Annotated in this window: 12 protein-coding genes; 10 read left to right on the top strand and 2 right to left on the bottom strand. The window is 62.4% G+C overall.

Features of this window, described 5'->3' with window-relative positions:
• The 4 genes from F8N21_RS31185 to F8N21_RS28740 all read left to right on the top strand — a co-directional run.
• Nucleotides 1–1,049, top strand: a 1,049-nt coding sequence (locus tag F8N21_RS31185; RefSeq protein ID WP_263597321.1) for a thiamine pyrophosphate-dependent enzyme, incomplete at its 5' end; no start/stop codon positions are given.
• Nucleotides 1,050–1,073: 24 nt separating this feature from the next.
• Nucleotides 1,074–2,264 carry a pyridoxal phosphate-dependent aminotransferase gene (locus F8N21_RS28750; protein WP_150645356.1) on the top strand — a complete coding sequence of 397 codons (1,191 nt, stop codon included), beginning with the start codon at nucleotides 1,074–1,076 and terminating at the stop codon, nucleotides 2,262–2,264.
• Nucleotides 2,257–3,672: an aldehyde dehydrogenase family protein gene (locus tag F8N21_RS28745; RefSeq protein ID WP_150645355.1), complete on the top strand. Its 1,416-nt coding sequence runs from the start codon at nucleotides 2,257–2,259 to the stop codon at nucleotides 3,670–3,672. Before F8N21_RS28750 ends, F8N21_RS28745 begins: the two co-directional genes overlap by 8 nt.
• A 7-nt stretch (nucleotides 3,673–3,679) precedes the next feature.
• Nucleotides 3,680–4,840: an MFS transporter gene (locus F8N21_RS28740; protein WP_150645354.1), complete on the top strand. Its 1,161-nt coding sequence runs from the start codon at nucleotides 3,680–3,682 to the stop codon at nucleotides 4,838–4,840.
• A gap of 130 nt (nucleotides 4,841–4,970) precedes the next feature.
• Here F8N21_RS28740 and F8N21_RS28735 read toward each other — a convergent pair whose 3' ends face one another.
• The gene (locus F8N21_RS28735; RefSeq protein WP_150645353.1) at nucleotides 4,971–5,411 is read right to left on the bottom strand and encodes an Rrf2 family transcriptional regulator; all 441 of its coding nucleotides are present in this window, start codon (nucleotides 5,409–5,411) and stop codon (nucleotides 4,971–4,973) included.
• 176 nt (nucleotides 5,412–5,587) lie between these two features.
• On the opposite strand from F8N21_RS28735, the gene F8N21_RS28730 reads away from it, so the two are divergent.
• The 6 genes from F8N21_RS28730 (at nucleotide 5,588) to greB (ending at nucleotide 12,004) form a co-directional block, all read left to right on the top strand.
• On the top strand, nucleotides 5,588–7,189 hold the full coding sequence (locus tag F8N21_RS28730) for an ABC transporter substrate-binding protein (RefSeq protein WP_150645352.1): 1,602 nt from the start codon (nucleotides 5,588–5,590) through the stop codon (nucleotides 7,187–7,189).
• A 69-nt stretch (nucleotides 7,190–7,258) separates the two neighbouring features.
• Nucleotides 7,259–8,218 carry an ABC transporter permease gene (locus F8N21_RS28725; protein ID WP_150645351.1) on the top strand — a complete coding sequence of 320 codons (960 nt, stop codon included), beginning with the start codon at nucleotides 7,259–7,261 and terminating at the stop codon, nucleotides 8,216–8,218.
• 3 nt (nucleotides 8,219–8,221) lie between these two features.
• Nucleotides 8,222–9,049, top strand: coding sequence for an ABC transporter permease (locus F8N21_RS28720; protein ID WP_150645350.1), 828 nt, complete (start codon nucleotides 8,222–8,224; stop codon nucleotides 9,047–9,049).
• A 2-nt stretch (nucleotides 9,050–9,051) separates the two neighbouring features.
• A complete protein-coding gene (locus F8N21_RS28715) occupies nucleotides 9,052–10,713 on the top strand; it encodes an ABC transporter ATP-binding protein (protein WP_150645349.1) in 1,662 nt (553 codons plus the stop codon).
• A gap of 9 nt (nucleotides 10,714–10,722) precedes the next feature.
• Entirely contained in the window at nucleotides 10,723–11,433 is a 711-nt protein-coding gene (locus F8N21_RS28710; protein WP_150645348.1) for an NAD(P)H-dependent oxidoreductase, read from the top strand.
• 97 nt (nucleotides 11,434–11,530) lie between these two features.
• A complete protein-coding gene (greB, locus tag F8N21_RS28705) occupies nucleotides 11,531–12,004 on the top strand; it encodes a transcription elongation factor GreB (RefSeq protein WP_150645347.1) in 474 nt (157 codons plus the stop codon).
• Nucleotides 12,005–12,047: 43 nt separating this feature from the next.
• Here the strand turns inward: greB and F8N21_RS28700 are convergent.
• The coding region (locus F8N21_RS28700) for an ABC transporter permease (RefSeq protein ID WP_150645346.1) at nucleotides 12,048–13,177 on the bottom strand (1,130 nt) is incomplete at its 5' end.

Raw genomic sequence — 13,177 nt, 5'->3', positions numbered from 1 at the left:
GCGTACCGGCCGCCGAGGCGTTGGATCAGGCGGTGGCGAAACTGCAGGCGGCCCGCCGGCCGATGATCATCGCCGGCGGCGGTGCGCTGAATGCCGCCCAGGCGCTCGAGGCTTTGAGCACACGGCTGGCTGCGCCGTTTTTCAGCAGCGTCGCCGGCAAGGGCTTGTTGCCGCCGGATGCACTGCTGAATGCCGGTTCCACCCTGTGTGTGGAACCCGGCTGGGAGCTGATCGCCCAGGCCGATGTGGTGCTCGCGGTGGGCACCGAGATGGCCGACACCGATTACTGGCGTGAACGTCTGCCGCTGAATGCCGAGCTGCTGCGGATAGATATCGACTCGCGCAAGTTCAATGATTTCTACCCGTGCGCGGTGGCCTTGCAGGGCGATGCGCAGCAAACCGTCGCTGCCTTGCTGGAGCGTCTGCCGGAATCCGCACGCGATGCGAGCGCTGCCATTCAAGCAGTCGACACCTTGCGTAAAGCAGTCAAGGCCGGGCACGGCACCTTGCAGTCGATCCATCAGGCGATCCTCGACCGGGTCTCGGCAGAATTGCCGGACAACGCCTTTATCAGCAGCGACATGACCCAACTGGCCTACACCGGCAACTACGCCTTCAGCAGCAAGGCACCGCGCAGCTGGCTGCACCCGACCGGTTACGGCACCTTGGGTTATGGCTTGCCAGCCGGTATCGGCGCCAAGTTCGGCGCGCCGAACCGGCCCGGATTGGTGCTGGTCGGCGACGGTGGTTTTCTCTACACCGCGCAAGAGTTGGCGACCGCCGTGGAAGAGCTGCGCAGCCCGCTGGTGGTGCTGTTGTGGAACAACGATGCCTTGGGGCAGATCCGCGACGACATGCTCGGCCTGGACATCGAGCCGATAGGTGTCCTGCCGCGTAACCCGGATTTCGCCGCATTGGGCCGGGCCTTTGGTTGCACCGTGACCCAACCCCAGAGCCTGGGTGAACTGCAAACCGACCTGCGTGCCGGCTTCAAACGAAACGGCGTGACCCTGATCGAACTCAAGCACGCCTGTGCGCTGGTCGGTTAAACCCTGAACAAGGAACAAAACCTCATGCGCTTTTCTGATCTGACCCAACGAATCGCCGGTGACGGTGCCGCCGCCTGGGCGATTCATTACCGTGCCCTGGCACTTCAGGAACAGGGCCACGACATTCTGCTGCTGTCGGTGGGCGACCCGGATTTCGATACCCCGGTGCCGATCGTGCAAGCGGCCATCGATAGCCTGCTGGCGGGCAATACCCATTACGCCGAAGTGCGCGGCAAGCGTGCCTTGCGCGAGAGCATCGCCAAACGTCATCGGCAACGCAGCGGCCAACCGGTGGATGCCGATCAGGTGGTGGTGCTGGCCGGCGCGCAATGTGCGTTGTTCAGCGTTGCCCAGTGCGTGCTCAATCCCGGCGATGAAGTGATAGTCGCCGAGCCGATGTACGTCACCTATGAAGCAGTGTTCGGTGCCTGCGGCGCGGTGGTGATTCCGGTGCCGGTACGCTCCGAGAACGGCTTCCGGGTGTTGCCTGAAGACGTTGCCGCGCGCATTACCCCGCGCACTCGCGCTTTGGCGCTCAATAGCCCGCACAACCCGTCCGGCGTCAGCTTGCCGCGCACAACCTGGCAGGCGCTGGCCGAGCTGTGCATTGCCCACGATCTGTGGCTGATTTCCGACGAGGTCTACAGCGAGCTGTTGTTCGAAGGCGACCACATCAGCCCGGCCAGTCTGCCGGGCATGGCCGAGCGCACCGCGACCCTCAACAGCCTGTCGAAATCCCACGCCATGACCGGCTGGCGCGTCGGCTGGGTGGTCGCGCCGCCGTCACTCGCCGGGCATCTGGAAAATCTCGCGCTGTGCATGCTCTATGGCTCCCCGGATTTTATTCAGGACGCCGCGGTGGTCGCCCTGGAGACCCAGCTGCCGGAACTCGAAGCCATGCGCCAGGCCTATCGCCAGCGCCGGGATCTGGTCTGCGAATGCCTGGCCGACTGCCCCGGAGTGCGCGCGCTGAAACCCGATGGCGGGATGTTCGTGATGGTCGATATCCGCGAAACAGGGCTCAGCGCCCAGGCTTTCGCCGATCGCCTGCTGGATCGGCACGGAGTCTCGGTGCTGGCCGGTGAAGCGTTCGGCCCGAGTGCCACCGGGCATATTCGCCTGGGGCTGGTGGTGGACGCCGCGCCACTGCGTGAGGCCTGCCAGCGGATCGCCCGCTGTGCCAATGAATTGATGGAGATCCGCGTCGATGGGTAATTACAGCAGGCTGTTTATTGATGGCGCCTGGCAGACGCCTTCCGGTCAGGGCCTGGCCGAGGTGATCAACCCGGCCACTGAAACGGTAGCAGGCTCAGTACCGTTGGGCGACGAGCGTGACGTTGAACGTGCCGTGGCCGCGGCACGACGGGCCTTCGGTGCATGGTCGCGCACCTCGTCCAGCGTGCGTGCGGCTTATATCCGCGCACTGGTCGAGCAGTTGCAGGCGCGGGCGGACGAGATGGCGCAGGTGATCACCGCCGAGCTCGGCATGCCGGTGCAATGGTGCCGCTCGGTGCAGGTCGAGGGGCCAATCGCCGGGTTGGAACAGTACGTCGAAATCGCCGGGTTGATGGATGAAGTGCGCGAGGTCGGCAACTCCCTGGTGATTCGCGAACCGGTGGGTGTCTGCGCCTTCATCAATCCGTGGAATTACCCGCTGCACCAGTTGATCGGCAAACTCGCACCGGCGCTGGCGGCCGGCTGCACGGTGGTGGTCAAGCCCAGTCAGGAAACCCCGTTGCATGCCTTCCTGCTGGCGGAAATGATCGAGGCCATCGGTCTGCCGGCCGGGGTGTTCAACCTGGTCAGCGGGCCAGGCTCGAAGGTCGGTGAAGCCTTGGCCAGACACCCGGACGTGGACATGGTCTCATTCACCGGCTCCACTGGCGCGGGTGTTCGCGTGGCCCACTCGGCAGCGCCTTCGGTCAAGCGGGTCTGCCTGGAACTGGGCGGCAAGTCGCCGTTGCTGATCGCCGAAGATGCCGATCTGGCCGCGGCGGTGCGCTACGGGGTGCAAGACGTGATGATCAACTCCGGACAGACCTGCACCGCCTTGACCCGCATGCTGTTGCCCGCCAGCCGTTATGCCGAGGCGCTGGAGCTGGCCCTGGCAGAGACGCAAAAGCTGCGCATGGGCGATCCGCTCGACCCGCAGAGTTTCCTCGGCCCGATGTGTTCTGCGGCGCAGCGTCGGACCGTGCGCGACTACATTCGAGTCGGTCAGCAAGAGGGCGCGCGGCTGCTGTGTGGCGGTGAAACGGCCGACGAGTTCGAACGCGGTTTTTACCTCAGGCCAACGCTGTTTGCGGACGTCGACAATCGGATGCGTATCGCCCAGGAAGAAATCTTCGGCCCGGTGCTGTGCCTGATTCCCTATGTGGATGAAGCCCAGGCCATACAGATCGCCAACGACTCGCCATTCGGCCTGTCCAGCGGCGTATGGGCCGGTAGCACCGAGCGCGGGCTTGGGCTGGCGCGGCAGATACGTGCCGGGCAGTGCTTTATCAACGGTGCGGCGTTCAATTATCAGGCGCCATTCGGCGGCTACAAACAGTCAGGCAATGGTCGCGAGTGGGGTGAAGAAGGGCTCGCCGAGTTTGTCGAAGTGAAGGCGATGCAAGTGTGATCTCGCCATGAGCGTGCGCGGGCCGCAGGCCTTTATGGCGTTGTACCTGGCCACCTTGCTGTTGCAGGTGGCGGCGGGGTTGCTCAATTCCTGGGTCGCCTTGCGCATGGTGGCGCTGGGCAATAGCGGCCTGGTAATCGGCTCGCTGATGGCGGTGAATGCCCTCGGGTTGGTGGTCGGTGGGCTCAGCGGCTACTGGCTGGTAGCCCGACTGGGTCATGTGCGGGCATTTGCCTTATGCGGTGCGCTGGCGATCGCGGCAAGTCTGGGCCATGACTTCAGCAGCTGGTTGCCGCTCTGGCTGCTGTTGCGGTTTCTGGTCGGGCTGGCGCTGATGACTATGTACATCGTGCTGGAAAGCTGGCTCAACGAGCAGGCCCCCAACGGGCAGCGGGGCAGGGTGCTGGCCTGGTACATGACCGCCTCCTTCCTCGGGCTGATCGGCGGGCAGCTGGGTCTGAGCCTGGATGGCGCGGCCAGTCGGGCGTTGCTCGATCTGGTGGTGATCTGCTTCGCCTTGTGTCTGGTGCCCGTCAGCTTTACCCAGCGCCTGCCGCCGACCAGCGTCGCGCCGCAGGCCCGGCTGCGACCGCTGGGGTTTGTGCGACGGATTCCTCAGGCGCTGTTGACGATCCTGCTGACCGGGCTGCTTTCCGGTGCCTTCCATGGCCTGGCACCGGTTTACGCCAGTCAGCAAGGGCTGGATCCGGGCTCGGTCGGGCTGTTTATGGCGACCTGTCTGGCGGCCGGATTGTTGGCGCAGTTCCCGTTGGGACTGTTGTCCGACCGCTTTCCCCGGCCGCGATTGATTCGCCTGTTTGCGCTGATTCTGGCGTTGAGTTGCTTGCCGTTGCTGTGGACGCCGGTTGGCTTGCCGTTGTTGCTGGGCTGCGGTTTTGCGATCGGGCTGGTGCAGTTCTCGCTGTACCCGCTCGCGCTGGGCCTGGCCAATGACCGGGTTGAAAGCCATGAACGGGTGACACTGGCGGCGACCATGCTGGTGGCTTTCGGCTTGGGCTCGAGTATCGGCCCGTTGTTTGCCGGGGCGGCGATGGAGTTGTTCGGCGGGCGGGCGCTGTATGGCTTTTGTGTGCTGTGCGCGGTATTGCTCGGTTGGCTGGTGCGCGAGCCCCGGACGCAATCTTGCGTTGAAACAGCGATCCCGTAGGAGCTGCCGCAGGCTGCGATCTTTTGATCTTTTGATCTTTTGATCTTTTGATCTTTTGATCTTTGCTCTTGGGCAATCCCCAGAGTCGCAAAAAGATCGCAGCCTGCGGCAGCTCCTACAAGGGCCAATATCAGGCTCTGTCGCGGTTTTCCAAGGGGGTATCGAAGGCCACGAACAACTGGTCGGCGGTGATGCTTCCCAGGTCCAGGCGCATGTTGTTTTCCAGCATGGCGAACAGGCGGGTGAATACTTCGAACACCTTGCAATGGTCTTCCATGCCGGAGAAGGGGTTGTCGATTTTCTCGGCGATCAGCGAGCTTTCCTGCACCGCGTCATAGACTTCGCGCAGGGTGATTTCATTCGCGGGCCTGGCCAGGGTCAGCCCGCCCTTGGCGCCGCGCCAGGACTTGAGAATGTCGGCCTTGACCATCTGCGAAACCAGATTGCGCACCCGTGTCGGGTGGGTCTTTACCCACTTGGCAATCGTTTCGGTGCGCAGTTTCTGCGGTGCGTTGGCGGCCACGAACGACAGAATGTAAGAAGCGGTGATCAATCGGGTCGACTGGCTCATGAGGCTAAAGGCTCCCTGTAAAAACCGGATTATTCCATCGATGAAAAATACCCGTCAGGGCATGGAATTTACGTTATGAAATCACTAATGTATTTGTTACGGTAACAATTATGAATACTAGCAGCTTCGGTAAACCTTCGAATCATTTTCTCTGCGACTAATCAGGGGCAAATGCAATGAGCGATAACAAAAACAAGATTACTCAAGCAATCCATGACTGCAACCTTCCTCGTCGGGATTTCCTCAAAGGCAGCGCCGCCGCCGGGCTGGTGGCCGCGGCGTTTTCCATGGGCCTGCCGTTCGGGGCCTTCGCCCAGCAAGCTTCGCCCAAGCCGGGCGGTGTGCTGCGCCTTGGCCTGGCGGGTGGCAGCACCACCGACTCGCTGGACCCGGGTTCCTGGAGCGATACGTTCACCTTCGTCGGCTTCTCGGCGGTGTACAACACCCTGAGCGAAATCGCCGTGGATGGTACGGCGATTCCCGAGCTTGCCGAGAGCTGGGAGTCGTCGCCGGATGCGCGGATCTGGACCTTCAAACTGCGTCAGGGCGTGACCTTCCACAACGGCAAGAGCCTGACCGTCGAAGACGTCGTAGCGTCGATCAATCACCACCTGGGCGAGAAATCCACTTCGGCGGCCAAGACCGTTCTCGGGGATGTCGCCCAGGTGCGCGCACAGGGCAGCGACTCGGTGGTCTTCGAGCTGCATTCGGGTAACGCCGACTTCTCCTATGTGGTGGCCGATTACCACTTGGTGATTATGCCGAGCAAGGATGGGGTTGCCGATTGGCGAGCCGGGGTCGGCACCGGCGGTTACCGTCTCAAGGCATTCGATCCGGGCGTGCGCATGGCACTGGAACGCAGCCCCGATTACTGGAAACCCGGCCGGGCGCACTTCGCCAGCGCCGAATTGATCGGCATTGCCGACGGCGCGGCGCGGGTCAATGCGCTGGTCACCGGGCAAGTCGATGTGATCAACAAGGTCGACCTGAAAACCGTGGCGCTGCTCAAGCGCAATCCGAATCTGGTGATCGAAGAAACCAAAGGCGCGCAGCACTACACCTTCCCGATGCTGTGCGACAGCCAGGACTTCAAGAACAACGACATCCGCCTGGCGATGAAGCACGCCATCAACCGTGAAACCTTGTTGGCCTCGGTACTGCACGGTTATGGCCTGGTCGGCAACGATCATCCGATCCAGCCCGGCAGCCGCTTTATCAATACCGCGCTGGAGCAGCGCAGCTATGACCCGGACAAGTCGCGTTTCCACCTGCGCAAGGCTGGCGTCGAGTCGCTCAAGGTCCGCCTGCAAGCGTCCGATGCTGCCTACACCGGAGCGGTGGATGCCTCGGTGTTGTTCAAGGAGCAAGCGCGCCAGGCCGGGATCGATATCGATGTGGTGCGCGAACCGGCGGACGGCTTCTTCTCCAACGTCTGGATGAAGCAACCCTTCACCACTTCGTTCTGGTACAGCAGCCTGACCGCCGACCGCATGTTCAGCATCGGTTACGCCAAGGGCGCTGCCTGGAACGAGACCCACTGGGACAACGGGCGCTTCAACCAGCTGCTGAACGCCGCCCGGGGCGAGATGAACGATCCGCTACGCCGCGAGATGTACAACGAAATGCAGGCGCTGTGCCGTGACGATGGCGGGGCGATTGTGCCGTTGTTCGCCAGCTCCGTCGCCGCCCGCTCGAACCGCGTCAGCCATGGCGGACTCACCGCGCCTTACGGCGAACTGGATGGCTTGCGGGTCATCGAGCGCTGGTGGCAAGCCTGAGCATCTGATCGTTGATGGCCGGCCTGCACGCAGGCCGGCGATCCCTGCGCCATCCCGGAGGATTCTGCGGTGAATAGTATTTTCAAGCTGCTGTTGCAGCGTCTGGCCCTGGGCCTGTTGTCGCTGTTTGCGGTGTCGGTGATTATTTTTCTGGCGGTCGGCATGCTGCCGGGCGATATCGCCCAGGCCATGCTCGGCCAGTCGGCGACGGCCGAAACCGTGGCGGCCTTCCGTGCACAATTGGGGCTGGACCTGCCGCCGTTAACCCGCTTCGTGCAGTGGATCTGGCAGCTGCTGCAAGGTGATCTTGGGGTCTCGCTGGCCAACCAGCGGCCGATCGCCGAGCTGATCGGTGCACGGTTGGGCAACACCCTCAGTCTCGCGGCATTGGCGGCGCTGGTTTCGGTGCCGTTGGCGCTGGTGCTGGGGATGCTCGCGGCCTTGTATCGCAACAGCTGGTTCGACCGCCTGCTCAACACCTCGGCGCTGAGCGCGGTGTCGTTCCCGGAATTCTTCGTCGCCTACCTGCTGATTCTGCTGTTTGCGGTGAAGCTCAACTGGTTCCCGAGCATTTCCAATCTGGCGCCGGATGCTTCCTTCGGCACGGTACTGGAACGCTCGGTGCTGCCGGTGGCGACCCTGAGCCTAGTGGTGATCGCGCAGATGATGCGCATGACCCGCGCGTCCTTGATCAACCTACTGGCCAGCCCCTATATCGAAATGGCCCGGCTCAAGGGCATCAGCCAGTCGCGAATTATCTTCCGGCATGCCTTGCCTAATGCGCTGGCACCGATTGTCAACGTGGTGGCGTTGAACCTCGCGTACCTGGTGGTTGGCGTGGTGGTGGTCGAGGTGGTGTTCGTCTATCCGGGCCTCGGTCAGTTGCTGGTGGATTCGGTGGCCAAACGCGACATTCCGGTGGTCCAGGCCTGCAGCCTGATCTTTGCCGCAACCTACATCCTGCTCAATACCACGGCCGATGTGCTGTCCATCGCCAGCAACCCACGCCTGATGCATCCGAAGGGGTAGAACATGAGCCTGCTCAAAGAACTGGCCCGGGCACCGCTGAGTGCGAAGTTCGGGATTCTGGTCATCGTTGTGTACATCCTGGTGGCGCTGTTCGCCCCAGTGCTGGCGCCTTACGGCGAAACCGAAGTGGTCGGCGAGGGTTTTGCCCCTTGGAGCGGGCAGTTCCTGCTGGGCACCGATAACCTCGGTCGCGACATGTTCAGCCGGCTGGTGTACGGCGCCCGCAACACCCTGGGCATCGCCTTTTTCACTACCGTGCTGGCGTTTCTGCTCGGTGGTTTGAGCGGATTGATCGCGGCCATCAAGGGCGGTTGGGTCGATCAAGGCTTGTCGCGGGTGGTGGACATTCTGATGGCCATTCCGCAACTGATCTTCGCCTTGCTGATTCTCAGTGTGGTCGGCACCACGGCCACCTCGCTGGTACTGGTGATCGCGCTGCTGGATGCCACCCGGGTGTTTCGTCTGTCACGGGCGGTGGCGATGAACGTGGTGGTTCAGGACTTCGTCGAGGCGGCGCGGCTGCGGGGCGAGGGCCTGTGGTGGCTGGTGACCCGTGAAGTGTTGCCCAACGCCGCCGCGCCGTTGATTGCCGAATTCGGCCTGCGTTTCTGTTTCGTCTTTCTGTTTATCAGTGCGCTGTCATTCCTCGGCCTGGGCATTCAGCCGCCGACTGCCGACTGGGGCAGCATGGTCCGAGACAACGCGGTGTTGATCACCTTCGGCGACATCAGCCCGCTGCTGCCGGCTCTGGCGGTGGCGTTGATTACGGTAAGCGTCAACTTCGTTGTCGACTGGATGCTGCACAAATCCAGCGGCCTCAAGGAGTGCTGAACATGCAAAAACCATCGCGCAACAATGACCAGCCGCTGCTGGAAATCCGCGACCTGCATATCGAAGGTCATTACGAAGACGCCTGGCATCCGCTGATCAAGGGCATTGACCTGACGCTGCAACGCGGCGAGGTACTGGGCCTGATCGGCGAGTCGGGTGCCGGCAAGTCGACCCTGGGCCTGGCAGCCATGGGCTATGCCCGCGATGGCTGCAAGATTACCGGCGGCTCGGTGCGCTTCGACGGTATGGAACTATTGCAAGCCAAGCCCGAAACCCTGCGCAAACTGCGTGGGCTGCGCATTGCTTATGTGGCGCAAAGTGCCGCGGCATCCTTCAACCCGGCACACCGTCTGATCGATCAGCACGTGGAGACGGCGGTCAACAATGGTGGCATCAGCCGCGCTCAAGCCGAAGCCGAGGCGGTGGAGCTGTATCGGGTGCTGCGTCTGCCGAATCCCGAGCAGATCGGCCAGCGTTATCCGCACCAGGTGTCTGGCGGGCAACTGCAGCGGGTGATGACCGCCATGGCCATGGCCTGCCATCCGGACCTGATCATCTTCGACGAACCCACCACCGCCCTCGACGTCACCACCCAGATCGAAGTGCTGGCGGCGATTCGCGACGCGGTGGCGCAATTCGGTAGTGCGGCGATCTATATCAGCCATGACCTGGCCGTCGTCGCGCAAATGGCCGACCGGATCATGGTGCTGCGCCACGGCAAGCTGGTGGAGGAGGCCGAGACTCGCCAGATGCTCCGCGACCCGCAGGAGGACTACACCAAGTCACTGTGGGCGGTGCGCAGTTTTCGCACCGAACCCAAGCCGTGCCCGCAACAGGAAGTGCCGTTGCTGGAGCTGCGCCAGGCCTGCGCCAGCTATGGTCATCAACCGGTGCTGCACGATGTTTCGCTGAGCCTGTATCGTGGCCAGACCCTGGCAGTGATCGGTGAATCCGGCAGTGGCAAGAGTTCTACCGCGCGGTTGATTACCGGCCTGCTGCCACCGACTTCCGGTCAGGTGCTGTATGGCGGCGAACCCCTGCCGGCGGACTTCCGTCAGCGCAGCAAGGAACAGTTGCGCCGAGTCCAGATGATCTACCAGATCCCGGACACCGCCTTGAATCCTCGTCAGCGAATTGTCGACATCATCGGTCGACCGCTGACGTTTTACCTCGGTCTGAAGGGCAAGGCCCTGCGCGCGCGGGTCGCCGAGTTGCTGGAAATGATCGAGCTGGATCCAGCGACGTTCATGGAGCGTCAGCCCCGTGAGTTGTCCGGTGGGCAGAAGCAACGCATCTGCATTGCCCGGGCGCTGGCGGCCGATCCGCAGTTGATCATTTGCGACGAAGTGACCTCGGCACTCGATCAACTGGTGGCCGAGGGGGTTCTGAAGCTACTCAATCGTATTCAGCAGCAGCTCGGTGTCGCTTACCTGTTCATTACCCACGATGTCGCCACCGTGCGAGCGATTGCCGATGAAGTGGTGGTGATGCAGCGCGGAAGGGTGGTTGACCACGGTTCTCGCAGCGCGATCTTCACCCCACCGCATCAGGACTACACCGGCCTGCTGTTTTCCTCCGAACCGGAGATGGACCCGGACTGGCTGGATCACCTGCTCGCTAAGCGCGCTGGCCAACCAGTGCCTTCCAAGCTTGAAATTGTCTAAGGAATCGCCATGAATGTATTGATCGTCCACGCTCATCCCGAGCCGAATTCTTTTACCGCCGCCCTGCGCGATCAAGCGGTAGAAACCTTGAAGGCCCAGGGGCATGAAGTGCAGGTCAGTGACCTGTATGCGATGAACTGGAACCCGGTGGCCAGCGCCGAGGACTTCTCCTCACGGGACAATCCCGACTATCTGGTCTATGCCCTGGAGCAGCGTCTGGGCGTTAAAAGCCAGTCGCTGGCGGCGGATATCCAGCAAGAACTGGACAAGCTGTTGTGGGCCGACCTGCTGATCCTCAACTTCCCGATCTTCTGGTTCTCCGCGCCGGCGATACTCAAGGGCTGGATCGACCGGGTACTGGTATCGGGGGTCTGCTACGGCGGCAAACGCTTCTACGATCAGGGTGGGCTCAGCGGCAAGCAGGCGCTGGTGACGGTGACCCTGGGCGGCCGCGAGCACATGTTCGGCGACGGCGCGATTCATGGCCCGCTGGAAGACATGCTGCGACCGATCCTGCGCGGCACGCTGGCCTACGTCGGCTTCGAGGTGCTGGAGCCATTCGTGGCCTGGCATGTGCCCTACATCAGCGACGAGGCGCGCAAGGACTTCCTGCAGAGCTATCGGCAGCGCCTGGAAAATATCGCCGATGACCAGCCCATCGAGTTCCCGCGCCTGTCGCAGTTCGATGAGGCGCTTTATCCACTGGTCGAGAAGGCTTGAGTGGTCACCAGGATGAAGAAAATGCTGCGAGCCCCGGGTTTGCAGCAAACATCCGGGTGGTAAGCTGGCCTGCGCACCAGGAACAGCGAGCCATCCATTGAGCACTAAAATAATCACGAAGGAGGGCCATGAGGCCCTGAAAAAGGAGCTGGATTACCTTTGGCGAGAGAAACGCCCCGACACGACCCGCAAGGTCACCTGGGCGGCTTCCCTGGGCGATCGAAGCGAGAACGCCGACTATCAGTACAATAAGAAACTGCTCAGGGAGATCGACCGCCGCGTCCGTTACATCCGCAAGCGTCTGGAAGACATCCGGGTGGTGGAGTACTCACCCGAGCAGGAAGGGCGGGTATTCTTCGGCGCCTGGGTCGAGATTGAAAACGAAGCCGGTGAAACCAAGCGCTTTCGTATAGTCGGCTACGACGAGATCTACGAGCGCATGGATTACATTTCCATCGATTCGCCCATGGCTCGCGCGTTGCTGAAGAAAGAGGTGGGAGACGACTTCGTTGTACCGACACCCCATGGCGACATGGAGTGGTGGGTCAACAAAATCGAATACATCCAATAGATTGCCGCTCGGGTCGGCGCTCATGGAGCCCGGCCCGAACCCGTCAGCCCTCGCGCAGGACGGTCAGCGGGCTGGCGTTCAAGGCCCGTCGAGTGCCAAACACCCCGGCACCGCCCACCAGTAGCGCGCCGATCACCGGCAACAGCAGCAACCACGGATGCGGGTGCCAAGGCAGATCGAAGGCAAAGCGGTAAAGCACCAGGCTCACCAGCTCCGAACCGAGGGCTGCCAGCAGGCCGCTGACCGCACCCAGCAGACCGAACTCGATACGCCGCGCCTTGACCAGCAGTTGCCGCTCCGCACCCAGGACCCGCAGCAGGGCGCCTTGGCGAATGCGTTCATCCAGGGTCGCCTGCAAGCCGGAAAACAGCACCGCCATCCCCGCCGCGAGCACGAACAGCAGCACGTATTCCACCGCCAGGGTGACCTGGGCGAGGATGCTGCGCAGCTGCGCGAGCAAGGCTTCGACCTGAAGAATGGTCACCGCCGGGAACGCCCGCGACAGGTCAATGATCTGTTGGTCGTGACCGGCCGCCAGATAGAAGCTGGTCAGGTAGGTGGCAGGCAGGTCCTTCAAGGTCCCCGGCTGGAAGATCATGAAGAAGTTGGGCTGGAAGTTGTCCCAGTTGACCGTGCGCAGACTGCTGACCACCGCTTCGCGATTGACCCCGCCGACGCTGAAGATCATGTGATCGCCCAGTTTCAGCTTGAGGCTTTCGGCCACTTGGGCTTCCACCGAAACCCCCGGCACCTCGGCCGAAGGTTGTTGCGACCACCAGGTGCCTTCGGTGAGGGCGTTGCCCGCTGGCAGCTCGGCCGCCCAGGTCAGACTCAGGTCGCGCTGAATGGCGCGGTCGCCGCTGGATTCCTTGCTGACGATTTGCTGCACCGGTTCGCCATTGATGCTGATTAGTCGTCCCGGCACCACGGGATACAGTGGTGCCGAATTCGCCGACAGTTCCATCAATCGCTGGGTGAAGGCTTCTTTGTCGGCCGGAAGGATATTCAGCGCGAAATAGTTGGGCGCGTTTTTCGGCAACTGGTTCTGCCAGGTGTCCAGCAGCTCGCCGCGTAGCAGGGCGATCAAGCCCATCGACAGAAGAATCAGACCGAACGCCAGGGATTGACCGGCTGCCGCCAGCGGATGGCGCAGCAACTGGCCCAGCCCCAGGC

Origin of the sequence: Pseudomonas fluorescens, assembly GCF_902497895.1 — a bacterium.
GTDB lineage: Bacteria > Pseudomonadota > Gammaproteobacteria > Pseudomonadales > Pseudomonadaceae > Aquipseudomonas > Aquipseudomonas fluorescens_BP.
The sequence above is the reverse complement of the archived record's forward strand: the minus strand, read 5'-3'. Positions and strand labels throughout refer to the sequence as shown.